Here is a 25,282-nt window from a genome sequence, read left to right on the forward strand (position 1 = left end):
CAAATCGGGGCGGTTATGGACAGCGTTTTTCAGGGTGCATTGAGTTGGCTTAAGCCGATGGCCGATGTAGGCATTGGCGACTATGTTTTTTTCAAGCTGATCAATGATTACCTAAATAAGGAAATCGACACGTTCGGTATGGAGCTCATCGGCCGTGCCATGACGTGGGTGAGCGTAATCGCCATGATTTTGGTCACGCTGTGGGTGATGGTCGTTGGCTATCGGCTAGCGACCGGGCAGTCTCGCAATTCGGCAATGGAGACCATGGGTAAGGCCGCGAAAATCGTCTTTATCCTGAGTATCGCCACCGCGGTGGGAAGCAACGGCGCGATGCTGCACAAGACGATGACGCAGAACCTGGATAAGGAGATCCACGAACTGTTCACAGGCGAAAGCGGTACGTCAGCAGCCGATGCAATCGACGAAAATCTTGGCTATACGCAGCTTGCGATGGCCGCCGTGGATGTGGTGAACATCGACTCCGACGATCCGGAGGCGCTTCAAAAGAAGAGCAATGCCATGCTGCTTGCCGGATTTGGCACAGCAAGTCCCGCGATGGCGGCAGGCGCCATGCTGCTGTTGTTCAAGTTCACGATGGCGTTCCTGGTCGGCGTTGGCCCCATCTTCATCCTGGCACTGATGTTTGATGCAACCAAGGATCTCTTCAAGAAGTGGCTGTTCTATGTGATCGGCACCTTATTCTCGATGTCGATGCTCTCGGTGGTATCGGCCATCGTGCTCAAGCTCGCCACCAAGGTCGCCATCGCGCTCTGGGTTGCCAAAGGCATCACCGGGCTGATGGGTAACAATACGGAAGGCCTGAGCTCGCAAGCCTTGCAGCAAGGCGGTATCGGGATGTTACTGACTGTAGTGATCATCACGATGCCAACCGTTGCGGCAGCGCTGTGGCAAGGAAGCATGAGCAGCTTCATGCACTTCTCAGCATTTGGCGGAGGTGGAGCTTCGTCACCTGGTCCACAAGGGCAGCCCGCAGGGTCTTATACGCCTGCTCGACGCGATGATGACGCGCGATCCACGCCCGAGGCAAGACCTGCAAATATTAATGCTGGTCGGGCTTCAGGTCTTCCGTCGGACAACCAGCCACCCCAGATTTCTGGTACGCGCGGACTGGCAAACGACGGAAATCGAATAGCTTAGGTTTTGAGCCATTGGAGAGTCGTAGTGCATAAGATAATATTGATCTTATTTTTATTAAATTTTATCGACATAGCAACCGCTGAAGAGGGGTGTCCTGCCGGACAAATTCCTGCACAGGCAGGCGGTGGACCTACCTCATGCGGACCGATACCTCAGGGATACTATAAAAACAACCCATCTCCGCGCCCTACTGGAAAATGGATTAAAACTTGGGGCGCTATTGCATTAGGAACTATAGATGGGGTTCCGAATTACGGTGTACCGACGGGATTAGCTAGCGAAGCCTCCGCAAAAAAAGAAGCTCTTGCAAGGTGCACAAAGCTAGGCGCAAACAACTGCCATATTGTTGCAACTTACCGAAACCAATGTACAGCCATAGGTGAACCGCAAAGCGACGGACGACCGAATCCAGATGGCTACGTTCAATTCGCGCGACAACCAGGCAAAGAAAACGCGGTTAAAGAGGCCTTAGAAAGTTGCGAAAGGAGAAATCCAACAATGCAATGCAAGGTCATCTACTCTGCATGCTCAGAGCCAATTTTTGAAGAATTCTGATTTTCTCAATTCAGCATCTTGATTGCCAATCACCTCGCGCCACTGAGTCAATTAAGCAAAGATTCCCAAGCGAGTAGCCAAAGGCATCAATGGATTGATGGGCAACGATGGGGAAGGCCTTAAGTCGCAAGCCTTGCAGCAGGGCGGCATCGGCTTACTGCTGACCACCCTCATCATCACCATGCCTACCGTCGCGGCAGCGCTATGGCAGGGAAGCATGGGAACGTTTATGGCGTACTCGGCGTTTGGTACCGCTGGTGCCAGCAATGCTTCTCCGGGGCCTCAGGGGCAGCCACCAGGGTCTTATACGCCGTCGCAAAAACCGAGAGATGGTGCAACGCATGAGCAAATGAACATGCCGGACCTAAATGCTGGGCGAGTTTCCGGCGGCACCACTGCCACATCTAGCCCCGCAGCCCCCGGTTCGCGTAGGATCGCGCCGACTAACGACACCAATCGGCTCGTCGAGCTTTTCTTTGCAGAGAATTACTAATGCTTAAAGCTACAATAATGCTTCTGGGGATAGCCCTGTCTTTTCCGGCATTTGCAGAGCAAGGCTGCCCGGCTGGCCAGTATCCAATTGGAGGACAGGGAGCGATCTCATGTGCACCTATTCCGCAAGACCGACCCACAGTCACGCAGCCTCGTCCTACTGGAAAGTGGCTAAAGACTTGGGGCGCAGTCGCAGTAGGTGTACTAGATGCTACACCTCGATACGGTGTCCCAGTTGGACTTGCTTCAGAAGCTGAAGCAAAACGAGAGGCGATGGCGCGCTGCAACAGGTCGGGCGCTCAAGGCTGCCGAATAGGAGCGACTTTTAGAAATCAGTGCATGGCTATTGGCGAACCTCAAGTTGATGGTTTGCCAAAGCCCGATGGAATTATTCAATTCTCAGGACAACCCACGGAAGGAAAGGCGAGCGCCGAGGCACTACGTAGATGCATGAAGGAAAATCCCGGTGCTCAGTGCAAGGTTATTCACACAGCCTGTTCCGAGCAAGTTTTTCAAGAGTTTTGAGAATTTAGACCGTAACATGCTTGGAGGCTGTCGTTTAGCCACCGGTCAGTCGCAGGAATTGGCCATAGCAGTGATGGGCAAGACGGCCAGGATCGCGTCTTCAACACTTAGGCTGGAGGCTAATTTGAAAATTTCAGCGCTCTGGGTTGCCAAAGGCATCACCGGGCTGATGGGTAACAATACGGAAGGCGTGAGCTCGCAAGCCTTGCAGCAAGGTGGTATCGGCTTACTGCCGACTACCCTCATCATCACCATGCCTACCGTCGCGGCAGCGCTCTGGCAGGGAAGCATGGGAACGTTTATGGCGTACTCGGCGTTTGGTACCGCTGGTGCTAGCAGTGCTGCACCCGGGCCACAGGGACAGCCACCGGGGTCGTATGTTCCCCAGCATGGCGGAAGTAACACCTCTACTCCAGAAACCTCACGCCAGATGCCAAGTGGTCATAATTACTCAGGATCACTACAAACCTCCACGCCGCAAGAAGGTAGCGGTTCGAGGAGTGCAGCCAATAACAACAGCCGCTTCACTTGAGCGAAATAGTTATGAGAATCCACTTTACACTCCTCTTACTAGTTTTGATTATTTGCTTTTCACCTCTAGCGAAGGCTGAAGGCGGGTGCCCGGCGGGGCAATACCCAATTGGGGGTCAAGGAGCAATCGCATGCGCCCCAATCTCACAGGGAAGTGCTCAGCAAGAATCTCGCCCAAGTGGAAAGTGGATAAAAACATGGGGGGCGATTGCCATGGGTTCAATCGATTCGACTACGAGCTATGGGGTTACCTCGGGCAAAATCTCGAAATCAGAAGCGGAACAGGATGCTCTAAGACGCTGCGCATCTCATGGCGAGGATAATTGTGAAATTGCGCTTTCTTATGAAAATCAGTGCGCAGTCATTGCCGAACCACAAATCGATGGAAAACCTCTTTCTCAAGGATTTGTAAGATTCACCGGCGCTGCAACGATCTCAAAGGCGAGTGGGATAGCATTAAGAAACTGCAAAAGCGAGAACGCCGCTACCGCTAACATCGAATGTAAAATTGTATATAGGAATTGCACAGAACAATTTTTTCAAGAATTCTGATTCTATTATTTTTTGTATTGGATATGGAAAGTAGCTTGCAATCCAATAGGTGCAAGACGGCGTCAACGTTACTCATGATAGCCGCAGCCATCATCACGATGCCAACCGTTGCGGCAGCGCTGTGGCGAGGAAGCATGAGCAGCTTCATGCACTTCTCAGCATTTGGCGGAGGTGGAGCTTCGTCACCTGGTCCACAAGGGCAGCCCGCAGGGTCTTATATCCTCACCAACGAGGAAATGATGGGCCAAGAAACAATGATCAAACAGAAATGCGCGATTTAAGTGCCGTACGAACATCGGGAGTTTCTGGCAGCACTCCAGCATTAGCTGCGCCCGGATCGCGCGGAGCAGCAAATGCTACCGATAATAGTCGAGTCGTTTGAGCGCACTCCAAAGAGAATATATGATCATACGGACGATAACGTTACTTTTCAGCCTACTGGCAGCCACCTCAGCAATGGCAGAGGAGGGCTGTCCAGCTGGACAAATTCCCGCACAAGCTGGGGCAGGAGTTACCTCTTGCGGGCCTATTCCTCAAGGATATTATCAACAAAACAAAAACCAGCCCCCACGCCCAGCAGGAAAGTGGCTAAAAACCTGGGGTGCGGTTGCAGTTGGTATATTGGACGACAAACCCCTGTATGCCGTACCGGTTGGTCTCGCCTCAGAAGACGCAGCAAAAAAAGAAGCTTTGGATAGATGCAACAAGTCAGGCGCCAAGGGGTGTCGGCCCTCGACGACTTTTCGTAATCAATGCATGTCCATAGGTGAACCTCAAATCGAAGGATCGCCAAAACCTGATGGTATTATTGAGTTTTCAAGGCAGCCTACCGAACAGCTTGCAAAAGGCGCAGCCCTTCGTGGATGCAGCGAGGAAAATCCAGGCGCTGAGTGCAAAATAATTCACACCGCTTGTTCTGAGCAAATTTTTGAGAAGTTTTGAATTATTTTAAATGGAACACAGACTCATAGAACGGCCGGAATGGCTATGAAATAGTATGCGTTTAGCCATCCTACTCTTGTCTCCGCTTACATTTCAGGCAAAATCACGATAATTGCAAATTCCCCATAGCTTTTCGGCGTCTAGCCAAGGGATTTCTTCGGGAACGTTTTACAGCCTAGACTGATCACAGTACGTATGCATTAGTGTGACTTCGGCCATCGTGCTCAAGCTCGCCACCAAGGTCGCCATCGCGCTCTGGGTTGCCAAAGGCATCACCGGGCTGATGGGTAACAATACGGAAGGCCTGAGCTCGCAAGCCTTGCAACAAGGCGGTACCAGCTTGCTGCTGGCCACCCTCATCATCCCATGCCCACTATTGCGGTAGCACTGTGGCAGGGAAGCATGGGAATGTTTATGGCGTACTCGGCATTTGGTACCGCTGGTGCTAGCAGTGCTGCACCCGGGTCACAGGGACAGCCGCCTGGGTCTTACACACCAGCGCGCAGTGATGATGGAGCCAGATCTACCCCAGAATCTCGACCAGCAGACCTGAGTGCCGGCCGAGTTTCGGGATCCTCTGCCAGTAGTGCTGTCACGGCTGCAGCTGGTTCGCGAGGTTATCAAATTCAGGTACAGACAACCGAATCGCCTAAGAGCTGATTAGAAGGTAGCGCCGATGTTGAGACTATTATTTATTTTTTTTCTAATAATTCCTTGTTCCGCATTAGCGGAACAAGGCTGTCCATCCGGGCAATACCCAATTGGCGGTCAGGGCGCAGTTGCATGTGCTCCTATACCTCAATCCACTCAACAGTCGCGACCTCGCCCAAGCGGAAAATGGATTAAGACTTGGGGTGCTATTGCGCTAGGAACTATTGATGGGGTTCCGAATTACGGCGTGCCAACGGGATTACCTAGCGAATCTTCCGCAAAAAAAGAAGCTCTTGCAAGATGTACGAAGCTAGGCGCAGACAACTGCAACATTGTTGTTACTTATCGCAACCAATGTACAGCAATAGGTGAACCTCAGAGTAATGGGAAGCCAGATCCGAACGGATATGTTCAGTTCGCACGACAACCAGGCCAAGAAAACGCAATTAAAGAAGCTTTAAAAATTTGCGAAAGGAGAAATCCTACAATGCAATGCAAGGTTATTTATTCTGCATGCTCAGAGCCAATTTTTGAAGAGTTCTAGGAACTCTATAGATAACACCAACGTGTAAATTGATTTATTGCACGCGAGCACGACTTATAACAGAATTGAAAATCTGCCAGAGACCAAGCTCGTTATGCAGCACCTATTTATAAAAACCCTACTCTGCTTTGCCCTACTTTTTTGACAGGTTGCAACCCTATGAACGCTGCCTATGCAAAACCTGATAATACCGTGGCCGATTGGCCCTTAAAGTTTGTACGGCATAGCTTCGGCGCCGCCTGCTATTCGACGTATGGATGCAAGGTCCGCTACAACAATTTCCTGTTCATTGATGACCCGGATGACAAGCTCGAAGTGTCATCCAACGCATGCAAGGTCTGCTACAACATGGCCGCGAGCCGAAAGAGCGCCACACCCATTGCATGGGCCAGCTGGGGGCGTGTCCGAACATGTCAGCTTGCTGATTTTTCGAATGACAGGGCAGTATCGTGCATGGGCCGCATTGGATCAGGCGGGGTTGTTCGAGGTGTCCTTTGAACCTATGCTGGTCCTGGGAAGTTCGCGTCGCCGCACTAGTGCGATGTCGGGATCAGCGAATCGCCCAATCCGGGCCAAAACTGCATTTCCTCGATTGCGCAATGCGCACAGGCAGCGACAGCATTTCCAATGAATCCCAAGATTATCGGTCGTTTCGCTTTCATCCTCATGCCCCTTCTCCTTGCAGGATGCAAACCCATAACTACCCCATCCTCAAAAGCCGACGCGACGACCAGCGATCCGACTTACCGGAAGAACCCGCATCCGACGCAAGCGTACCGGATCACGATGACAATCGAGGATGCGCCGGGGCCGTTCGAGTGGGTCTCGGGTACGGCGTTCTACCAGATGACCAACCACACGCAATGCACGCCAATCGAACCCGTTGCCGGCGTGTGGAACAAGTCTGGTGAAGACGGAGTTCCCATCCACTTTGAGAGGATAAATGCATCCACGTATGTTGGCACGGTCTATGCCGACGGCATGGTAGATGCGGACTATTATGGCAAGGGGACGTGTTATTTTGAGTTAGACGGAGTTGGAATCTCCCTGAAAGCTTCCGAAAAGCATGAAGACACACGCTTTCAGCCCGCCCTGTTTAAGGACGAGATTTACAGCAAAGCTCCAAAGGCTACCTACTTTTGGAAAGGACGCTACCCGAAGGAAGATGTAGAGAACTTCCCTGACAGCGGCAGATCAAGAATCGACCAATTCAATGACAATGCCCGTAATGACATCTTCAAAGTCACCCTGACTACTGAAAAGGTGACCCGATGAGCCTTACGAGCCAGCAATATGCCGCTCTCTCTGACGATGTTTATCAGGAGCCGCGAGAAACAGGCCCGGTTAGTCGCCCTGTAAATATTGGCGGCATTACCTACAAGCGCCTCGAGTATGTAGACAGCCCTTCAGGCTATCAAGGCATGGTCTACCAGCGGATCGATACCAACGAGATCATCGTCGCCCATCGTGGCACCGAGACTGAGCGCGAGCTTAAGCAGGACGGTGTTTACGCCGATGGCGGCATGGTCGCAGCACGTCACAATCGCCAGGCCGCCGAAGCAATTGAGTTGACTAAGCAGGCGTTGGTCTATGCACAAAAACTCGGTAAGGACGGTGAAACGGTGGAAGTCACCGTCACCGGCCACTCGCTTGGCGGCGACTTGGCCCAGGTGACCGCACACCACTTCGGCCTCAAAGGCGAGACGTTCAACGCCTACGGCGCGGTCAGCCTGGACCGGCGCATCCCCGAAGGCGGCACCGATGTCATCAATCACGTGATGGCTGGCGATGCGGTCAGTGCTGCCAGCGAGCATTATGGCCAGGTCAAGATCTACGCCACGCCACAAGAAGTGACCACATTGCGGAAGGCCGGTTATGCCAACGACCGCAGTGTGCTGGATGACCGCAACCCGCTTGCCGCTTTGGAGTTGGGCGATTCGCATCGCATGCATAACTTCCTGCCCGTTGACGGCAATGGCAAGCCAGATCGATCGGTACTGGAAGACTCCAAATCGCAACAGCTGGCGCATCAGTACGCACCGATGATCGACAAGTACCGTGGCGATGTGGCGCTCTTGCGCGGCGGCCTGACCCTGGCATCGCGCAGCGCCCAATCGATGAACTTACCCGATGCCATCAAACACCTACATGGCACACTGGCCCCTGGTGCCGGCGCGGAGGAGATGGCAGCCGAGCGCTGGAAGGAAACGCAGCAGCGCATGGAGCGCGAAGACAAACCGGTCTATGTGGCCCCTGGCTGGAAGCTGCCGCTGGGCAGTACCCCAGAGCGCTGCGTAGATCCGGGCGCGGAGGCCATGTCCAATGATCCGTTGTACCGCTCCATCCACAGCAAGTTGCCGCAGGGCACGTCCGATGCCATGGCCATGCATGCGACTGTGGAAGCCAAACGCGCCGGCATCGTCGACGTCCACCAGCTGCGCAGCGTGACCATGCAAGAGGGCAATGCCTGGATCGTCGGCAATACGCCGGGGTTCCGTGCCAAAGTGGATCTGGCGGCGGAGGCACCGCCGTTGCAAGAGAGCCAGCAGCAGTTGCGCGCACTGGATGCGCAACGGGCGCAGCCGGAGATGACAGCGCCGACACCGACGCGTGTAATGTAGGGCGATGGCGCGGCTGATCGACAACGACGATGTCAGCCCTACCTTCCAGGACTTTGGCTTGGCGTTGATGGGCCGTGCATGAAGTGGGTCAGCACCATTGCGCTGACGGTGACCCGCTGTGGGTGCTGATTCTGTGCTATTGCATCGCCACCGGGCAATCGCGCGAGAGTGCGATGGCCACCATGATCAAGGCCGGCAAGGTGGTCCTCATCATCAGCCTTGCCTCGGCACCGGGCGCAATGGCGCCATGCTGCGCCAAAACACGACCCAGAATCTGGATCAGCAGATCCACACCCTTTTTACCGGCAAGGAAGGCACCGCCGCCGATGCCATCGACGAGACCCTGGCCTACATCCAGATCGCGCTGTTGGCTAAGCCAACACGGCCCGGAACCAGATCGCGCGTTTCAGCGCGCGATCTGACCAGGCGCTTGTTTGCCAGGAACTGGCATCTAGAACAGCGAGTACCGTGATTACTTCTGCTGCGCCGGAATGAACTGCGTTTCCACCGCCTTGGCCAGCTGATCCGGTGGTAGCAGGCCCTGGTCGAGCAGGAAATTGTTGAAGGCCAGGCGGTCGAACTTTTTGCCGAGGGCCAGTTCGGTGCGCATGCGCAGTTCGAGGATGCGGGTGTAGCCGTAGAAGTAACTGCCGGCCTGGCCGGGGGCGCGGACGGTGTAGCGGTCCAGTTCCTGGCGGGTCATCGCCGGCGACAGGCCGACGTCGTCTTCCAGCACCTGGCGGGCGCGTTCACGGTCGATCAGGCCCAGGTTGAGCATCGGGTCGAGCATGGCGCGGGCAGCGCGCAACAGGCGGAACTGCAGGGCGATCAGCTGCCCGTCGAGCGGTTCGTACGGCACCATTTCGGCTTCGGCATACAGCGCCCAGCCTTCGACGTTGACCGAGTTGAACGCGAACATGCTGCGCGCCAGCGACACGCCGCGTTCGACCATGGCGGTGAACTGCAGTTCGTGACCGGGGCGGCCTTCGTGCGCACTGAGCGTCCAGGCGGCCGAGCCGAAGTTGAAGTCGTCGTACTGCTCTTTCTTGCCGCCCTCGGCGGATGGGTTGCCCAGCGGCAGCACGAACTGGCCCTGCTGGCCGGTATTGCCGATCAACGGCGCGGGCAGGAAGTGCGGCGCAGGTTGCGCAGCGCTTTCGGCGGCACTGCCCAGGCGCATCTGCATCGGGCGGTTGGGCACATCGACGATGCGCTGCTGACGGATGATCGGGTCGATCTGGTCGATCACGCCGCGGTAGTGGGTTTCCAGCTGGTCGTCGGCGATCTTGTTGCCCTTGAGCGCGCGGATCACCTGCACGTAATCCGCGCCTTGCACGCCCTTGGCCTTGGCCACCAGCGGGGCCAGCTGGCGCATGGCCGAGCGGGTCTCCATGAATTCCAGTTGCGCGCGCTGGATCAGCTGCTGCGGGGCGATATCGATGCCCACCTGCTTGAGTTGGTACGCGTACAGCGGTTCCGGCAGGCGGGTGTCCTTGCGTGCCTTGGGCAGCACGGTGCTGCGAGTCCAGGCGGCATAGTCCTTGAGCTGGGTGGACATGGCCTTGAGCGCTTCGTCGGCGCCGGCGATCTTGTACTTGGCGAACAGCTCGCCGATGCCGGCGACGTAGGTGTCCACGTTGGCCAGCGCCTGCTCCACTTCGCGCTGGGTGGGCTGCAGCAACGCCTTGTTGCCCAGCTTTTCCTCGTAGCGCTGGCGCGCCAGCGTGGTGGTGGGTGTGCTGCCCGGCACCAGGCCGACGTAACGCTTGAGGCGGTCCAGCGCCTTGGCGCGGCGCTCAGGCACGGTCTGGTCGGACAGCAGGCCGTTGAGGCCACTGAAGACCGCCTCAGGCGCGTCGCTCCAGGGCAACAGATAGCGCTCGTTGAGCTCGCTGCCTTCGATGTTCTGCTCGGCGGCGCCGATCATGATCTGCAGGTCCTGGCGCACGTTGGCATCGCGCTCGGTGGTCAGCTTGGTTTGCAGCGTGGCGCGCGCCTTGCGCATGGCATCGCGATAACGCGCGGCGTTGTCCGGCCCCAGGTCGACGACCTGGTCGTCATAGCCGGGCACGCCGAAAAAACTGGCGTATTCGGGCTGGAACGGTGCCTGCGCGTTGAGCAGGATCTGCGCATAGCCGTTGCTGGTCTGTACCCAGGCCGGGCTGGCGGGTTGTGTCGGCGCTGTCTTGCCGGTCTGTGCCTGCAACGGCAACGAGGAACCGAGCGCCAGCGCAACGGCGAGAACGAGTGGCTTCATGAGGCAGATCCGCGAATTGAGTAGCGCGACCCTACCCATCTGCAACGGCCGCGGCAATCTGCCTTAGGTCATGGCAGGCAGGGCTGCGGTGGCGATGCTGTGGCCGGCAGCATATCGATCTGGCCGCCATGGGTGCCGGCGAAGGTCAGTGTCTGGTAGGTCCAACGGCCATGCCGGCGTGTGGCATCCACCTGCACGCTGCCGTTCCCGCGCGGCCCATGCAGGCCCACGCTGAAATGCGCCTCGCCCATGTCGCCGACGTAACTGATGCTGCCATCGGGTAGGAGCGCTTCGGTGATGGGCGTGCCCAGGGTCTGCACGACCTGCGTATCGGCCTTGGCGATGCGCAGCGCGTCGCGGTACACATCGCTGGATTTCACCACTGCGGCAATCGCGTAGATCAGCGCGCCGATCACCAATGCCAGCAGCACGAACAACGCCACGCCGATACCGGGCACGACCCACTTCCAATGCCGGCTCCAGACATCGACAGCGCGCGGGCGCTGCGGCGATGCAGCGGGGATGGGTGGCGGCAGCGACATGGCACTCCTTGCGCAGATGCAGGGGAAAACGGCAGGCGAGACCTGGAACGAAGCGGCGAGCGTCTACTGCTGCGACGGCATCAGGCAGCGCTGCAAGAACGCCTCGGCGGTCTTGTAACGGTGCAACGCAGTACTGCCGGACAGGCCGTGCTTTGCGCCTGGATACGTCATCAACTCGAACGGCGTGCCGCGTTGCTGCAGCTCGCTCATCAGCGCGGTGGAGTTGGTGAACAGCACGTTGTCGTCGGCCATGCCGTGGATCAGCAGCAGCCTGGCGTGCAGGCCATCCAGATGGGTGGCGACGCGCGCGTTGCGATAGCCGGCGGCGTTGCCGGCCGGCAGGTCCATGTAACGCTCGGTGTAGTGGGTGTCGTACAGGCCCCAATCGGTGACCGGTGCGCCGGCCACGCCGCAGGCGTAGGCGTCGCTGTGTTTGGCCAGCAGCATCAGCGTCATGTAGCCGCCGTTGGACCAGCCCTGTACGCCGATGCGGGCCGGGTCCACCCAACGCTGCGCCTTGAGCCAGGCCACGCCTTGCAGCTGGTCGTCCACTTCCACCGTGCCCTGCTTGCCGTACAGCGCGCCACCGAAGTCGCGGCCGCGTCGCGGGGTGCCGCGGTTATCCAGCGAAAACACCACGTAGCCACGCTGCGCAAGATATTGATCGAACAACGCATCGCCACGGCTGGGCCAGGCATCGAGCACGGTTTGTGCCGCGGGACCGCCGTAGACGTAGACGATGACCGGGTAGCGCTTGCTCGGGTCGAAGTTGTCCGGCTTGGTCAGCCGGTAGTGCAACGGAGTCTTGCCATCGGCTGCGGTCAGCGTGCCGAAACCGATCGGGCGCTGTGCATCACGGTACCTGGCATAGGGATGTTGCAGATCGGCCAGGTCGTTCTTGAGCAACGTGGCGATTTTTTCGCCATTGGCGCGGAACAGCTCGATCTGCGGTGGTGTGGTGGTGTTGGACCAGCTGTCGACATACACGCTGGCGTTGTTGGCGAAGCTGGCCGCATGCGTGCCGTTGGAGGCCGAGCGTTTTTCGATGACGCCGCCGGCCAGCGGCACCGCGTAGAGCTGCGTTTGCGTGGGCGACTCCTTGCTGCCGGCGAAGTACACCAGGCCGGCCTGCTCGTCGACGGCCAGCAGCGCGTCCACCACCCAGGCGCCGGAGGTCAGCGGCGTGAGCGTGGTGCCGTCTTCGGAGGCGAGGTACAGATGTTCGTAACCGCTACGTTCGGAGTTCCAGACAAAGCGGCCATCCTTGAGAAAACGCAGATCGTTGTGGAGCGGCACCCAGGTCGGCGAGGTTTCGGTGATCAGCGTGCGTTGACTGCCGCTGGCCAGCGTGGTCTCGATCAGCTCCAGCGTCTTTTGATCGCGCGATTGACGCTGGAAGGTCAGGCGCTGTGCATCGCGCCAATCCACGCGTGCCAGGTAGATATCGGCGTTGTCGCCCAGGTCGATCCAGCGTGGCGCCGCACCGGTGCGTGGTGCGATCACACCCAACTGCACCGCCACGTTGGGCTGGCCGGCCTGCGGATAGCGCTGGCTGATCACCTCGGTATGGTCGGCATAGACCTCCGGGCGTTTTTGCACCGGCACCTGCGATTCGTCGATGCGCGCAAAGGCGATCGCCGAGTCGTCCGGCGCCCACCAGTAACCGGTGTGGCGATCCATTTCTTCGTCGGCGACGAACTCGGCCACGCCGTTGCCGATGGTCTGGCTGCCGTCGCTGGTGAGCTGCAGCTGCTTGCCGCTGGCCAGGTCGATCGCCCACAGGTTGCGCTCGCGCACGAAGCTGACAAAGCCGCCCTTGGGCGAGAGCTTGGCGTCGGTGGCGAAGCCTTCGCCGTGGGTCAGCTGGCGCACTGCGGCAGCGCCGGTCCTGTGCAGGTCGTACAGATACAACTCGCCACCCAGCGGGAACAACAGCGCCTGCGCATCCGGCGCCCACTGGTAATCGACGATGCCGTTGAACGCGGCGATGCGCTGGCGCTCGCGGCGGGCCTTTTCGACATCGCTGAGCGTTTCGGTGCCGGGCAGCACCACCTTGGAATCGACCAGCAGCCGGGTCTGGCCGCTGGCGATGTCGTATTCCCACAGGTCCAGCTGGTTGCGGTCGCTGTCCTTGCCGCGCAGGAAGGTCACGCGCGAACCATCCGGAGCCACCTTGGGCTTGAGCAAGGTCGGACCGGACAGCGGCAGCGGGCCGGTGATGGCCTCCAGGGTGAGTTTTTCGGCGTGGGCCATGGGGACGGTGCTGAGCATGAGGGCAAGAGCGGCGAACAGGGCGCGCATCGAAGATCCTGTCTTGGGATAGCGCACAGGATGCGGGCGCGTGGGGTGTTTGAGAAGCGCGGCGATGGGCGGCGATGGCGCGCGCGCGATGAGGGATGTACGCGCGGCGGTACGCGTGTGCTGCAGCGTGGTGCTGGGGTTGTTGGTGACGCTGCTTTCCGGCGAGCAGAGATGCCTGTGGACTGGTGGTTGCAGTTGACGCGCTGTCGATGAGAGGTGCGCATTTCATGCGGCGCAGCTTGCGGGGGCGGTGGGTCTGGCGCTACTTGCGTACCCTCACCCCAACCCCTCTCCCGGGGGAGAGGGGCTCGAGGCGCCGGGCTTGTGTTGTGCACGGGTCATGCATGCGCATGCCTCTGCCAACCCGTGATGCTGCTTGCTGCTTGTCTTTGTTGCTTGTTGATGCGGTTTTGCGGTGGTTGTTGCTGCGCAGCTGCAACAGTCGCCGCTCTCGCCGTATGGCCTGTTGCGCGAGCGCTCCTGCCGCTTTGCCTCAACGCTTGCCGAACAGGTGCTTGCGCTCTTCGTCGCTGAGCGGCTTGCCGGCGTTGGGGTTGACCTGCTCCTTGAGCGCATACGCGCGTTGGGTTGCCGGACGCGCGGCGATGGCGTCGTGCCAGCGCTTCAGGTGCGGGAAGTCGGCGTAATCGGGGCGGATGTCGGCATAGACCTCGATCCATGGATAGCTGGCCATGTCGGCGATGCCGTAATCGTTGCCGGCCAGGAACGCATGATCGGCCAGGCGCTTGTCGAGAACGCCATGCAGGCGGCGTACCTCGGCGTTGTAGCGGTCGATTGCATAGGCAATCTTTTCGGGGGCGTAGACGTTGAAGTGGCCCATCTGGCCGGTCATCGGGCCCAGCCCGCCCATCTGCCAGAACAGCCATTCCAGTGCGGCGATGCGGCCGCGGGCGTCGCGTGGCAGGAAGCGGCTGGTCTTCTCGGCCAGATAGAGCAGGATCGCGCCGGACTCGAACACGCTCTGCGGCCCGCCGCCATCGGCCGGGGCATGGTCGACGATGGCCGGCATCTTGTTGTTGGGCGAAATCTGCAGGAACGCCGGCTCGAACTGCTCGCCCTTGCCGATATTGACCGGCTTGAGGGTGTAGTCCAGCCCGGATTCTTCCAGGAACAAGGTGACTTTGTGGCCGTTGGGGGTGGGCCAGTAATACAGGTCGATCATGCGTGCTCCGGTACGTGAGGGTGATGCGCGACGGGGACAACGAGGCGGCCACCAACGCGCGCAGGCACGCGTCGTGAGATCGGCAGCGACCTTGCGGCCAGGCCGACCTGTGTGCCGGCGGTGTTCGCCGGTGCACGCGGGGCCGTCCTGTCGGTCGCAGCGATGGTCCTTCGCAACAGGATGCGGCAGTGGAATCGGGGATTCGCGCGAGCCTGGGGGCTGCGAGCCGTCGCCGATTCCGAATGACCCCTGCCACGTCCCAGCGCTGAGGCACTGCCCCATCGCCGTTCGATGGTACGGCCAAGCCGTTGCGTGCGCGTGTATCGGTCGGTGCCCTGACTGGAACGATGTGTGACGCCAGTGGCTCGCGGCCGATGCTGCACTGCAAATTGACTTCGTTAAGCCGGCGCTAACAAATGCGCGATTGCTGGTCGACCTTTTGCCTGTCCCGCTCGGGGCCGGCTTTTCCTTGCTTGGGGATGGAATCATCGTGAGAGAGCTACGCACCCTGCCGCGCACGCGGCGCTTGACGTCTGCCTTGCTGTTCGCATTGTCGACGCCGCTTGCCGCGCAGACCGCGCCTGCGCCGCAGTCGGCATCCACCGTCCCCGGCTCCAGCCAGGCCGACCCTGCCACGCTCGATACCGTCCAGGTCAGCGGTATCCGCGGCAGCCTCACCTCGTCGATGAACGTCAAGCGCGATGCGCAAGGCATCGTCGATGGCATCGTGGCCGAGGACATCGGCAAGTTCCCCGACACCAACCTGGCCGAGTCATTGCAGCGCATCAGCGGCGTGTCGATCGACCGCTCGCTGGGCGAAGGCTCGCGCGTCACCGTGCGCGGCGTCGGCCCGGACTTCAACCTGGTGCTGTTGAACGGCCGGCAGATGCCGGGCGCCAGCATCGAAGAATCCAACGCCTCCAACTCGCGTGCGTTCGACTTCGCCAACCTGGCGTCGGAGTCGATCTCCGGGATCGAGGTGTTCAAGACCAGCCGCGCCAGCACGCCCACCGGCGGCATCGGTGCCACCATCAACATCAAGACGGCCCGGCCGCTGGACAACCCGGGCATGCATGCCAACGTGGGCCTCAAGGGCGTGCACGATGCGTCCAACGAGAACCTGCCCGGCCGCCTGCAGGGCGATTCGCTGACGCCGGAAATCTCCGGCATCTTCAGCACCACCTCGGACGATGGCCGCTTTGGCGTGTCGCTGAGCGGCAGCTACCAGGAGCGCGACTTCGGCTACAGCCAGGTCGGCGTGCCCAATGGCTGGCGCGCATTCCGTGGCGATTCCACCGCCTACGGCACCATTCCGCAGCCGGGTACGCCGGGTTCGGAGAACATCGTCAACCGCCCCGGCCCCAACGATATCTATTCGGTGCCGCAGAACCTCAACTACCGCGTGGTCGGCGTCGAACGCCAGCGCACCAACGGCCAGCTGGTACTGCAGTACAAGCCGCTGGACAACATCACCACCACGCTGGATTACACGTATTCGGAAAACAAGATCCAGCAGCAGCGCAACGAAATGTCGGTGTGGTTCAACTACGGGCCGTCGGCCAGCGCCTGGACCAACGGCCCGGTGGCCGGTCCGATCACGTATTCGGAAATCGTCAACCCGGCCACCAGCGATCTGGCCACCGCCGGCTCCAACGCGGCCACGCGCAACCAGAACAAGTCGCTGGGCTTCAATGTGGATTGGGCGGTGAACGACCAGTTCAAGCTCAACTTCGACATCCACCGCTCCACCGCCGAAGCCGGTGCGGACAGCCCGTATGGGTCGAGCAACTCGCTGGGCGTGTCGGGTTTCTACCGCGGCACCTCGGTGGTGGATTTCAGCAAGGATTTCCCGGTATTGCAGCAGCAGCTGGGCTTCGGCCTGAACGGACTGGACCCCTCGCGCACGCTGGTCACCGGCTCGGCGTTCCGCAACAGCTACATGAAATCCGAGATCGACCAGGCGCAGGTCAACGGCGACTTCACCTTCGAGAATTATTCGCAGTTGAAGTTCGGTATCGGCAGCACCGAGGTCAAGAACCGCTCGGCGTTCTCCAACGTGCAGCGCGATACCTGGGGCGGCAACGGCACTGCGGCCGATTATCCGGACGATCTGTGGATTCCCAGTGCGTTTGCGCAGTACTTCGATGCGATCGGCGGCAGCGGCAACCCGGCGCAGTTCAACCAGCTGTTCCTGTTCGACTTCGAGCGCGCACGTCAGGCCGCCGCGCAAGCCGCCGGCGATGACGCGCTGTACCGCATCTCGCCGGAGTTCACCACCGACCGCCGCGTGACCGAGAAATCCAAGAACGCCTACCTGCAGTGGAACAACAGCTGGGACGATCTGCGCGTGCCGATCAGCCTGGCCGCCGGCGTGCGTTACGAAGAAACCAAGGTGGACGCGCAGGCGCTGGTGCCGGTGGCAGTGGGCATCGATTGGGTCGCCAACAACGAGTTGCCGATCCGCCTGGCCGACTCAGCGTTCGCCGGCGGCAGCGGCAAGTACGAATACTGGCTGCCCAGCCTGGACCTGAGCTTCAAGCTCACCGAAGACCTGGTGCTGCGCGGCAGCTACGGCGAAACCATCGGCCGGCCCGGCTGGGGCGATATCCAGGGCGGGCAGACGCTCAACCAGATCGCGCGCCTGGAAGGCGGCACCGGCCAGGAAGGCAACCCGGGCCTGAAGCCGCTGCTCTCGCACAACATCGATTTCTCGCTGGAGTGGTACTACAGCGATGCCAGCTACGCTTCGGTGGGCTTCTTCCGCAAGAACATCGACAACTACATCGGCGTGACCACGCGCAACGACACCTCGCTGGGATTGAACACCCCGGTGGGCGGCGCGTACTGGAACGAAGCGCTGGGCAACGGCTGCGCCTCGGCCGACCTGACCTGTATCCGCAACTACATCTTCCGCAACCGCGGCGGCGCGCCGGGCGTGGTGCGCGGGGCCGACGACGCCAACGGCAATGCCACCGGCGTGATCAGCGGGCAGCCCGGCGATCCGGTGGCCAACTTCGCCATCACCGCGCCGGCCAACCAGCGCTCGGCCTCGCTGGACGGTTGGGAATTCAACCTGCAGCACATGTTCGGCGCCAGCGGCTTCGGCGTGTCGGCCAACTACACCATGGTCGATTCCGGGCTGACCTACAACAACGCGGTGATCGGCGAGCAGTTCGCGCTGGAAGGGCTCAGCGATTCGGCCAACGTGGTCGGCTTCTACGACAAGGACAAGTGGCAGGTGCGTGCGGCCTACAACTGGCGCGACGAATTCCTGGCCGCGCGTTTCGACGGTAGCGGCCAGCCCAATCCGGTCTACACCGAAGCCTATGGCCAGCTGGATCTGAGCATCGGCTACCAGTGGAACGAGAACCTGTCGCTGAGCCTGGAGGCGATCAACCTCACCGACGAGGTGCAGCGCCAGCACGGCAGGCAGAAGAACCAGATCGTCTACGCCACCCAGACCGGCCCGCGCTACATGCTGGGCCTGCGCTACAAGTTCTGGTGATGTAACTGCGGTACCGAGCACCCCGGCAGCGCGTCTGCCGGGGGGCCTGCACGACCTTCCTGCGACAGGTGCAGCACTGCACCGGCACTTGCCGCGCGAGGGGTAACTGTCCAAGCATGGGCCGCGCGCCCCCGCGTGATATGGCGACCCCCATGACCAATGCCGTGTTGTTGAACAATCTCGATCACCGCGATCTGCGCGTGATCACCGCCCATGGCGCCGCCTATGGCGATGACGTGATGTCGGCGGCGACGTTTCCGCAGGAATTCCGCCAGCTGCAGGGCCAGTACCCGATCGTGTTCCACCGCAGCGACAGCGGGCGTTTTCAGCCGCTGGCCCTGCTGGGATTGCGCCTGGGCGAGAACCTGTTTCTGGATGGCGCGCGCTGGGATGCGCCGTATGTCCCGCTGGCGATTCAGCGCCAACCGTTCCTGATCGGCCAGCAACCGGAAGGGCCGATGGTGCACGTGGATCTGGACAGTCCGCGCATCAGCACCCAGGAAGGCGAGCTGCTGTTCCGCGAACACGGCGGCACTACCGATTTCCTGTATCACATCAGCCAATTGCTGCGCACGCTGCACGATGGGCTGGCGGCGAGCGATGCCTTCGTCGAGCGCCTGTTGCGCTACGAGTTGCTGGAACCGTTCGTGTTCGAAGCCACGCTCGACAACGGCCTGGACTGCCGGCTGGCCGGTCTGCACACCGTGCACGAAGAACGCCTGCGCGCGCTCGGCAAGACCGCGCTGCTGGACCTGCACCGGCATGGCGATCTGGAGCCGCTGTACATGGCGGTGGCCTCGGTGGCGCAATTCCGCCCCCTGCTCGAACGCCTGAATCGCCGCCATGCCCGCTGAGCCGCGCGCCATCGACGAGCGCCACGGCCTGGACCCGCAGCAGCTGGATCCGGCGCTGTTGCGCTCGACCACGCCGCTGGTGTTGCGCGGACTGGTGCGCGACTGGCCGCTGGCCCGCGCCGGTGCGCAATCCGCGCAGGCGGCCGCTGCGTACCTGCGTGGGTTCGATCGCGGCGAGGCAGTGGTGGCGCAGGTCGGGCCGCCGGAGATCGACGGACGGTTCTTCTATAACCCGGACATGAGCGGCTTCAATTTCCGCCCCGAGCGCGTGCCGCTGGCGGTGGTGCTGGACACCTTGTTGCGCGACCTGCACAACGCGCAGCCGCCGGCGATCTATGTCGGCTCCACCACGCTGGACACCTACCTGCCCGGCCTGCGTGCGGCCAATCCCATCGCGCTGCCGCAGGCCGAGCCGCTGGCCAGCATCTGGATCGGCAACCGCACCCGTATCGCCGCGCATCAGGATCTGCCGGACAACCTGGCCTGCGTCGTCGCCGGGCGCCGCCGCTTCACGCTGTTTCCGCCCGAGCAGTTGCGCAATCTGTACATCGGCCCGCTGGATCTGACCCCGGCCGGGCAGCCGGTCAGCCTGGTGGATATCGCCGCACCGGATCTGCAGCGCTTTCCGCGCTATGCGCAGGCGCTGCAGCAGGCGCTGGTGGCCGAGCTGGAACCGGGCGATGCGCTGTTCATTCCCAGCATGTGGTGGCACCACGTCCAGGCGCTGGAGAGCTTCAACGTGCTGGTCAATTTCTGGTGGCGACAAAGCCCGGCCTACATGGATTCGCCGATGAACGCGCTGATGCTGGCCTTGCTGACCGTCCGCGACCTGCCGGCCGAGCAACGCGCCACCTGGCAGGAGGTGTTCCGGCATTACGTGTTCGACGCCGATGCCGACACTGCCGCGCATGTGCCCGACGCAGCGCGCGGTGTGCTGGCCCCGATGGACGATAACCGCGCCCGCAGCCTGCGTGCGCGCCTGCTGCAACGCTTGAACCGCTGAAGGACTGACCATGTCGCACGCCGCCCCCTTGCCCCCCCAGCAGCGCCCGGTACGGCGCGTGGTCATCGCCGGTGGCGGCACTGCCGGCTGGATGGCTGCCGCGGCCTTGTCCAAGCTGCTGGGCCGGCAGTTGCAGATCACCCTGGTGGAGTCGGACGAGATCGGCACGGTGGGCGTGGGCGAAGCCACCATCCCCAGCCTGGTCACCTTCCACCGGCTGCTGGAGATCGACGAGGCGACCTTCATGGCCGCCACCCAGGCCACCTTCAAGCTCGGCATCGGCTTCGAGCACTGGCGCGATGTGGACAGGCACTACATCCACTCCTTCGGTCACACCGGCACCGATCACTGGAGCGCGGGCTTCCAGCATTTCTGGTTGAAGGGCCGGCAGCGCGGGGTGGCACGCGACTTCGGCGACTACTGCCTGGAACTGCGCGCCGCCCAGGAAGGACGCTTTGCGCACCTGCCCAACGGCGGCATGAATTACGCCTACCACCTGGATGCGGGCCTGTATGCGCGCTTCCTGCGCCGCTTCAGCGAAGGCTTTGGCGTAAAGCGTCTCGAAGGGCGCATCGGCCAGGTCCAGACCGACCCGGACAGCGGTTATCTCACCGCGCTGACGCTGCAGGACGGCACCAGCGTGGAAGGCGACCTGTTCATCGATTGCACCGGCTTTGCGGGATTGCTGATCGGCAAGACGCTGGGCGTGGGCAGCGAGGATTGGTCGCGCTGGTTGTTTGCCGACAGCGCGCTGGCGGTGCAGACCGAATCGGTGGGCCCGCCGGTGACCTATACGCGGTCGCGTGCCGACCAGTCGGGCTGGATGTGGCGCATTCCGCTGCAGCACCGGGTGGGCAACGGCATCGTGTATTCCAGCCGTTATACCGATCAGGACAGTGCCCGGGCGGTGCTGGAGCGCAACCTGCAGGGGCGCGCGCTGACCGAACCGCGGGCGCTGCGCTTCACCCCCAATCAGCGTCACCGCGTATGGGAAAAGAACTGCGTGGCGCTGGGGCTGGCCAGCGGCTTCCTGGAGCCGATCGAGTCCACCAACATCCACCTGATCCAGCGCGGCATCGTCCGCTTGCTGCAGACCTTCCCGCAGGTGGTCAACGCGGTCGACATCGCCGAATACAACCGCCAGGCGGCCGACGAGATCGCGCATATCCGCGATTTCGTGATCCTGCATTACCACGCCACCGATCGTCGCGACACGCCGTTCTGGCGCGACTGCGCGGCGATGGAGATTCCCGACTCGCTGCGCCACCGCATGGAGCTGTTCCGCCAGAGCGGGCGCGTGTTCCACCAGGGCAACGAGTTGTTTGCGGAGAACTCCTGGGTGCAGGTGATGCTGGGCCAGGGCATCACCCCGCAGCAGCACCACCCGGTCGCCGACCTGATGGGCGATGCGGAGCTGAGCCATTTTCTGCAGAGCATCCGCCAGCGCGTGGACGCGACCGTGGCCACGTTGCCGCCGCATGCGGATTTCCTGCGCCGCCACTGCCCGGCCCAGCCGCTGCCCGACCCGGCCCGGCGCATGCCATCGGATGCGGCGCTGGCGGCCCCGGCGGGATGAATTTCGCATCCGGCTGCGGCAACCCTTGGCTTACACCGCCCCAGCAATGCTAGATTGCGGCATTGCCGTCCATTGCGGGAACAATGGCCGGCGCTCGCCGCAACGTTATCTTTCGCACTCGGGGTAAGGGGGACGCATGTTGGATCTGACACAGGGCCGTATGGCACGCCGGATCGCGCCGGTCATTTTGCTGGTTGGCCTGGCTGCCTGCTCCAAGCAGGAAGACAAGGCCGCCACCACCACGCCTTCCACCGGCGCCACGCCGGCGGCACCGGCGGCACCGACGCCCGCCACCGCGGTGTCGCCACAGGTGCAGTCGATGGCCGCCGACCAGTTGCGCGAATCGGCCACCAAGGCGCTGCAGGACAACCGCATGTACGCCCCGGCCGGCGACAACGCGGTGGAGTACTACCTGGCCCTGCGCGAGAAGCAGCCGCAGGACGCCACCGTCAACAGCGCGCTGACCGATCTGCTGCCGTACACGCTGATCGCCGCCGAACAAGGCATCAGCCGCGAAGAATTTCCAGAGGCGCAGCGCCTGATCGCACTGATCGAAAAGGTCGACCCCAAGGCACCGGCATTGCCGCGCCTGAAGTCGGGCCTGGAGACGGGCATGAAGACCGCCGCCAACCGCTCCGAGCAGGACGCCGAGCAGGCCAAGAAGCTGGTCGAGGACAAGGCCAAGCAGGCCGCCGAGCAGAAGCGTCTGGCCGAACAGCAGACCCGCGAAGCCGCCGCTGCCCAGCAGATTGCCGCCCAGCAGGAAGCCGCCCGCCAGCAGACCGCCGAAGCCGAGCGCCAGGCCGCCGCCCGCCGTCAGGCGGAGGCCCCTGCCCCGACCCCGGCCGCACCACGCCCGGCAGCGGCCGCCGCCGCTGCGGCGCCGGCTGCGCAATCGCTGCGTCCGATCAGCACCCCGGCACCGCGCTATCCACCCGAAGCGCTGCGCGCCGGCACATCGGGCGAAGTGCTGGTCGAGCTCACGGTCGGTACCGACGGCTCGATCACCGCCTCGCGCGTGCTGCGCGCCAACCCGCCGCGCGTGTTCGACCGCGAAGCGCTCAATGCGGTCAAGCGCTGGCGCTTCGAGCCGGTTGCCGCACCGGTGACCACGCGGCGTACGTTGTCGTTCAATCCAGGTGGTTGAGTGGGTGGCTGGGCGATTGCGTGGCTCTGCACGCGGCTGCGTTGGTTGTTGATAGTTGATGATTGATGGTTGCTGACGATTGATGCACTGCACTTCTGGCAAATACCAGGCGCCCAACAAAAAGCCCGCAGCGATGCGGGCTTTTTGTTGGCTGGCCATCCGTCCCCTCATCCGCCCTTCGGGCACCTTCTCCCGAGGGGAGAAGGAGTAAAGCCCCTCTCCTGCGGGAGAGGGGTTGGGGTGAGGGTACGGCGGCCAAGTGGACGTCACGCCCTAAGCAGACAACAAGGACGTTCAATCATTCAACATCAACATGCGTCACCGCGCATTCGTATTGGCAATCCGTCCCCTCATCCGGCGCTGCGCGCCACCTTCTCCGGGCGGGAGAAGGACACATCAGCCGGAAATCGCCGGCCGCTCCTGGTGATAACGACGCACCGCCGCGTACCACAACACTGCGGCCACACCGAAGCCCGCCAACAGATACACCGCCCAGGTCTGCGCGTTGATCTGCTCGTGGCGAATCACCTTCAGCAGCATCTGGTTCTGCGCCAGGAACGGCACCGCAAAGTGCCATAGCTGGGTCTTCAGCGGATACGCCATCAGCGCGTAGCCCGGCAGCATCGGCAGCAGCAGCAGCCAGGTCATGTGCGCCTGCGCTTCCTTCATGCTCTTGGCAGCGGCAGCCAGATAGGTCAGCAGCGAGGTACCGATAAACAGCATCGGCACCAGGATGAACAGCATCTGCAGCATCGGCAAAAAGCCGACATTGAGCTGGCGCCCCAGGTTCGAGGTGGACAACTGCGCACTCAGCTTGAACGCCAGCAGCGTGAGCAACAACGACACCATGCCGATCACGCAGGCGGCGACGATCTTGCCGCTGACGATCGCACTGCGCGGCGCCGGTGTGGCCAGCAACGGCTCCAGCGACTGGCGTTCGCGCTCGCCGGCGGTGGCATCCAGGATCAGCGAGGCGCCACCCAGAAACGAGGTGATCACCAGCAACACCGGTAACAGCATCGCCATCATCTGGCCACGCTTGGCTTCGGCGGTGGCCAGGTCCTGTGCGGCGACTTCCAGCGGCCGGCCTACCTGCGCATCGATGCCACGCGCCAACAGACGCAACGCACCGACCTGCTGGCTGTAGCCGCTCAGCGCTGCCTGCAGGCGCATGCTGGGCACATCGGCCTCGCGGCGGGTGCTGTCCTTGATGATTTCCACCAGCGCCGGACGGCCTTCGCGCCAATCGTCGGCATAGCTGTCGCTGATGCGCAGCGCCACGTCCACATCTTGGTTGCGGATCGCCGCGGTCAGATCGGCCGGTGCGTCCACCGCGTTGAGTCCCTGCGCGGCCAGAAACCGCACCAGGTTGGGAGCGTGTTCGCGGCCGAGGGTGGGGATGTCCAGCGGCTTGTCGATCTGCGTGCGCACGCGGCTTTCGCTCAGCGCGCCCATGCCCAGGATCAGGATCGGATACAGCAATGGCGAGAGCAGCAACGCCAATGCCAGGGTACGGCGGTCGCGCGAGATGTCGCGCAGTTCCTTGCGCAGCACCGTCCACAACGTGGCCAACAGGGAACGCTTGCTCATGCGTGCAGTCCTTCTTCCGAGCCGATCGCCTTGACGAAGGCGTCTTCCAGGTTGTCTTCACCGGTCGCCGCGCGCAGTTCGTCGGCGCTGCCGGATGCCACCACCGTGCCCTTGGCGATGATGACGATGCGGTCGCACAGCGCCGCCACCTCTTGCATGATGTGACTGGAAAAGATCACGCAGCGCCCTTCTGCGCGCAGCTGCTGCAGAAAGCCACGCATCGCGCGCGTGGTCATCACGTCCAGGCCATTGGTGGGCTCGTCCAGAATCACGTTGCGCGGGTCGTGCACCAACGCGCGTGCAATGGCGGTCTTGGTGCGCTGCCCCTGGCTGAACCCTTCGGTCTGGCGGTCGAGAATGTCGTCCATGTCCAATGCGCTGGACAATACCCGCGTGCGCTCTGCGATCTGGCTGCGCGACATGCCGTGCAACTCGCCGAAGTAGGCGATGTTCTCGCGTGCGCTCAACCGCTTGTACACACCGCGTGCGTCCGGCAAGACGCCCAGTGCACGGCGTACCGTCACCGGGTCGTGCGCGGCGTCCACGCCATCCACGGCGACGCGCCCCTGGTCCGGCGACATCAAGGTGTAGAGCATGCGCAAGGTGGTGGTCTTGCCCGCACCGTTGGGACCGAGCAGCCCGGTGATCTGGCCGTCGGCAGCGCTGAAACTGACCCCATCGACCGCCTTCACCAGCCCGGTCTTGGTCTTGAACGACTTGTGCAGATTCTCGACGACGATCATGCGTGCGCCT

Annotated in this window: 21 protein-coding genes and 4 pseudogenes; 19 read left to right on the forward strand and 6 right to left on the reverse strand. The window is 61.6% G+C overall.

What is annotated here, in order from left to right:
• Nucleotides 1–15 precede the first annotated feature (15 nt).
• The 14 genes and pseudogenes from VZ068_RS19825 to VZ068_RS19890 all read left to right on the forward strand — a co-directional run.
• Nucleotides 16–1,158, forward strand: coding sequence for a type IV secretion system protein (locus tag VZ068_RS19825; RefSeq protein WP_349657761.1), 1,143 nt, complete (start codon nucleotides 16–18; stop codon nucleotides 1,156–1,158).
• A gap of 24 nt (nucleotides 1,159–1,182) precedes the next feature.
• Entirely contained in the window at nucleotides 1,183–1,713 is a 531-nt protein-coding gene (locus VZ068_RS19830; RefSeq protein ID WP_349656255.1) for a DUF4189 domain-containing protein, read from the forward strand.
• 106 nt (nucleotides 1,714–1,819) lie between these two features.
• A pseudogene (locus VZ068_RS19835) lies at nucleotides 1,820–2,206 on the forward strand (Type IV secretion system protein virB6); the annotation flags it as partial.
• A 17-nt stretch (nucleotides 2,207–2,223) separates the two neighbouring features.
• Nucleotides 2,224–2,730: a DUF4189 domain-containing protein gene (locus VZ068_RS19840; protein WP_349657762.1), complete on the forward strand. Its 507-nt coding sequence runs from the start codon at nucleotides 2,224–2,226 to the stop codon at nucleotides 2,728–2,730.
• A gap of 178 nt (nucleotides 2,731–2,908) precedes the next feature.
• Nucleotides 2,909–3,262 (forward strand): annotated as a pseudogene (locus VZ068_RS19845) (Type IV secretion system protein virB6); the annotation flags it as partial.
• 212 nt (nucleotides 3,263–3,474) lie between these two features.
• On the forward strand, nucleotides 3,475–3,813 hold the full coding sequence (locus VZ068_RS19850) for a DUF4189 domain-containing protein (RefSeq protein ID WP_349656256.1): 339 nt from the start codon (nucleotides 3,475–3,477) through the stop codon (nucleotides 3,811–3,813).
• Between the two features lie 71 nt (nucleotides 3,814–3,884).
• Nucleotides 3,885–4,034: pseudogene (locus VZ068_RS19855) on the forward strand (Type IV secretion system protein virB6); the annotation flags it as partial.
• A 181-nt stretch (nucleotides 4,035–4,215) separates the two neighbouring features.
• A complete protein-coding gene (locus tag VZ068_RS19860; protein ID WP_349656257.1) occupies nucleotides 4,216–4,755 on the forward strand; it encodes a DUF4189 domain-containing protein in 540 nt (179 codons plus the stop codon).
• A gap of 205 nt (nucleotides 4,756–4,960) precedes the next feature.
• Nucleotides 4,961–5,140, forward strand: coding sequence for a hypothetical protein (locus tag VZ068_RS19865; protein WP_349656258.1), 180 nt, complete (start codon nucleotides 4,961–4,963; stop codon nucleotides 5,138–5,140).
• 291 nt (nucleotides 5,141–5,431) lie between these two features.
• Nucleotides 5,432–5,950 carry a DUF4189 domain-containing protein gene (locus VZ068_RS19870; protein ID WP_349656259.1) on the forward strand — a complete coding sequence of 173 codons (519 nt, stop codon included), beginning with the start codon at nucleotides 5,432–5,434 and terminating at the stop codon, nucleotides 5,948–5,950.
• 159 nt (nucleotides 5,951–6,109) lie between these two features.
• Nucleotides 6,110–6,448 (forward strand): hypothetical protein, encoded by a 339-nt coding sequence (locus VZ068_RS19875; protein WP_349656260.1) that lies wholly within the window; start codon nucleotides 6,110–6,112, stop codon nucleotides 6,446–6,448.
• Between the two features lie 129 nt (nucleotides 6,449–6,577).
• Entirely contained in the window at nucleotides 6,578–7,225 is a 648-nt protein-coding gene (locus tag VZ068_RS19880; RefSeq protein ID WP_349656261.1) for a hypothetical protein, read from the forward strand.
• Entirely contained in the window at nucleotides 7,222–8,571 is a 1,350-nt protein-coding gene (locus VZ068_RS19885) for a DUF6792 domain-containing protein (RefSeq protein ID WP_349656262.1), read from the forward strand. The genes VZ068_RS19880 and VZ068_RS19885 overlap by 4 nt, the downstream gene beginning before the upstream one ends.
• Before the next feature lie 4 nt (nucleotides 8,572–8,575).
• Nucleotides 8,576–8,944, forward strand: a pseudogene (locus tag VZ068_RS19890) (Type IV secretion system protein virB6); the annotation flags it as partial.
• A gap of 99 nt (nucleotides 8,945–9,043) precedes the next feature.
• Here VZ068_RS19890 and VZ068_RS19895 read toward each other — a convergent pair.
• The 4 genes from VZ068_RS19895 to VZ068_RS19910 form a co-directional block, all read right to left on the reverse strand.
• Complete coding sequence (locus VZ068_RS19895; RefSeq protein WP_259167076.1) at nucleotides 9,044–10,828, reverse strand: DUF885 domain-containing protein; 1,785 nt, start codon at nucleotides 10,826–10,828, stop codon at nucleotides 9,044–9,046.
• 68 nt (nucleotides 10,829–10,896) lie between these two features.
• Entirely contained in the window at nucleotides 10,897–11,370 is a 474-nt protein-coding gene (locus tag VZ068_RS19900; RefSeq protein ID WP_349656263.1) for a cytochrome c oxidase assembly factor Coa1 family protein, read from the reverse strand.
• Nucleotides 11,371–11,433: 63 nt separating this feature from the next.
• On the reverse strand, nucleotides 11,434–13,671 hold the full coding sequence (locus VZ068_RS19905; RefSeq protein ID WP_349656264.1) for a S9 family peptidase: 2,238 nt from the start codon (nucleotides 13,669–13,671) through the stop codon (nucleotides 11,434–11,436).
• 493 nt (nucleotides 13,672–14,164) lie between these two features.
• Nucleotides 14,165–14,854 (reverse strand): glutathione binding-like protein, encoded by a 690-nt coding sequence (locus tag VZ068_RS19910; protein WP_259157292.1) that lies wholly within the window; start codon nucleotides 14,852–14,854, stop codon nucleotides 14,165–14,167.
• A gap of 490 nt (nucleotides 14,855–15,344) precedes the next feature.
• On the opposite strand from VZ068_RS19910, the gene VZ068_RS19915 reads away from it, so the two are divergent.
• The 5 genes from VZ068_RS19915 to VZ068_RS19935 all read left to right on the forward strand — a co-directional run bounded on the left by VZ068_RS19915 (nucleotide 15,345) and on the right by VZ068_RS19935 (nucleotide 22,939).
• Entirely contained in the window at nucleotides 15,345–18,359 is a 3,015-nt protein-coding gene (locus tag VZ068_RS19915) for a TonB-dependent receptor (protein WP_349656265.1), read from the forward strand.
• 152 nt (nucleotides 18,360–18,511) lie between these two features.
• Entirely contained in the window at nucleotides 18,512–19,213 is a 702-nt protein-coding gene (locus VZ068_RS19920) for a SapC family protein (RefSeq protein WP_349656266.1), read from the forward strand.
• Entirely contained in the window at nucleotides 19,203–20,216 is a 1,014-nt protein-coding gene (locus VZ068_RS19925) for a cupin-like domain-containing protein (RefSeq protein ID WP_259157295.1), read from the forward strand. The genes VZ068_RS19920 and VZ068_RS19925 overlap by 11 nt, the downstream gene beginning before the upstream one ends.
• Nucleotides 20,217–20,226: 10 nt before the next feature.
• On the forward strand, nucleotides 20,227–21,792 hold the full coding sequence (locus VZ068_RS19930; RefSeq protein WP_349656267.1) for a tryptophan halogenase family protein: 1,566 nt from the start codon (nucleotides 20,227–20,229) through the stop codon (nucleotides 21,790–21,792).
• A gap of 136 nt (nucleotides 21,793–21,928) precedes the next feature.
• A complete protein-coding gene (locus tag VZ068_RS19935) occupies nucleotides 21,929–22,939 on the forward strand; it encodes an energy transducer TonB (RefSeq protein WP_349656268.1) in 1,011 nt (336 codons plus the stop codon).
• Between the two features lie 396 nt (nucleotides 22,940–23,335).
• Here VZ068_RS19935 and VZ068_RS19940 read toward each other — a convergent pair whose 3' ends face one another.
• Nucleotides 23,336–24,529 (reverse strand): ABC transporter permease, encoded by a 1,194-nt coding sequence (locus VZ068_RS19940; protein WP_349656269.1) that lies wholly within the window; start codon nucleotides 24,527–24,529, stop codon nucleotides 23,336–23,338.
• Nucleotides 24,526–25,272: an ATP-binding cassette domain-containing protein gene (locus VZ068_RS19945; protein ID WP_259157300.1), complete on the reverse strand. Its 747-nt coding sequence runs from the start codon at nucleotides 25,270–25,272 to the stop codon at nucleotides 24,526–24,528. The genes VZ068_RS19940 and VZ068_RS19945 overlap by 4 nt, the downstream gene beginning before the upstream one ends.
• Nucleotides 25,273–25,282: the final 10 nt, after the last annotated feature.

The organism is Xanthomonas sp. 10-10 (assembly GCF_040182365.1).
GTDB classification, from domain to species: domain Bacteria; phylum Pseudomonadota; class Gammaproteobacteria; order Xanthomonadales; family Xanthomonadaceae; genus Xanthomonas; species Xanthomonas arboricola_F.

Excerpts from the sequence above, each read along its gene's own strand:
- VZ068_RS19870 (WP_349656259.1), top strand. The coding sequence starts at position 5,432 with ATGTTGAGACTATTATTTATTTTTTTTCTAATAATTCCTTGTTCCGCA.
- VZ068_RS19875 (WP_349656260.1), top strand. The coding sequence starts at position 6,110 with ATGAACGCTGCCTATGCAAAACCTGATAATACCGTGGCCGATTGGCCC.
- VZ068_RS19895 (WP_259167076.1), bottom strand. The coding sequence starts at position 10,828 with ATGAAGCCACTCGTTCTCGCCGTTGCGCTGGCGCTCGGTTCCTCGTTG.
- VZ068_RS19925 (WP_259157295.1), top strand. The coding sequence starts at position 19,203 with ATGCCCGCTGAGCCGCGCGCCATCGACGAGCGCCACGGCCTGGACCCG.
- VZ068_RS19825 (WP_349657761.1), top strand. The coding sequence starts at position 16 with ATGGACAGCGTTTTTCAGGGTGCATTGAGTTGGCTTAAGCCGATGGCC.
- VZ068_RS19840 (WP_349657762.1), top strand. The coding sequence starts at position 2,224 with ATGCTTCTGGGGATAGCCCTGTCTTTTCCGGCATTTGCAGAGCAAGGC.
- VZ068_RS19910 (WP_259157292.1), bottom strand. The coding sequence starts at position 14,854 with ATGATCGACCTGTATTACTGGCCCACCCCCAACGGCCACAAAGTCACC.
- VZ068_RS19940 (WP_349656269.1), bottom strand. The coding sequence starts at position 24,529 with ATGAGCAAGCGTTCCCTGTTGGCCACGTTGTGGACGGTGCTGCGCAAG.
- VZ068_RS19905 (WP_349656264.1), bottom strand. The coding sequence starts at position 13,671 with ATGCGCGCCCTGTTCGCCGCTCTTGCCCTCATGCTCAGCACCGTCCCC.
- VZ068_RS19880 (WP_349656261.1), top strand. The coding sequence starts at position 6,578 with ATGAATCCCAAGATTATCGGTCGTTTCGCTTTCATCCTCATGCCCCTT.
- VZ068_RS19945 (WP_259157300.1), bottom strand. The coding sequence starts at position 25,272 with ATGATCGTCGTCGAGAATCTGCACAAGTCGTTCAAGACCAAGACCGGG.
- VZ068_RS19860 (WP_349656257.1), top strand. The coding sequence starts at position 4,216 with ATGATCATACGGACGATAACGTTACTTTTCAGCCTACTGGCAGCCACC.
- VZ068_RS19920 (WP_349656266.1), top strand. The coding sequence starts at position 18,512 with ATGACCAATGCCGTGTTGTTGAACAATCTCGATCACCGCGATCTGCGC.
- VZ068_RS19935 (WP_349656268.1), top strand. The coding sequence starts at position 21,929 with ATGTTGGATCTGACACAGGGCCGTATGGCACGCCGGATCGCGCCGGTC.
- VZ068_RS19930 (WP_349656267.1), top strand. The coding sequence starts at position 20,227 with ATGTCGCACGCCGCCCCCTTGCCCCCCCAGCAGCGCCCGGTACGGCGC.
- VZ068_RS19885 (WP_349656262.1), top strand. The coding sequence starts at position 7,222 with ATGAGCCTTACGAGCCAGCAATATGCCGCTCTCTCTGACGATGTTTAT.
- VZ068_RS19850 (WP_349656256.1), top strand. The coding sequence starts at position 3,475 with ATGGGTTCAATCGATTCGACTACGAGCTATGGGGTTACCTCGGGCAAA.
- VZ068_RS19900 (WP_349656263.1), bottom strand. The coding sequence starts at position 11,370 with ATGTCGCTGCCGCCACCCATCCCCGCTGCATCGCCGCAGCGCCCGCGC.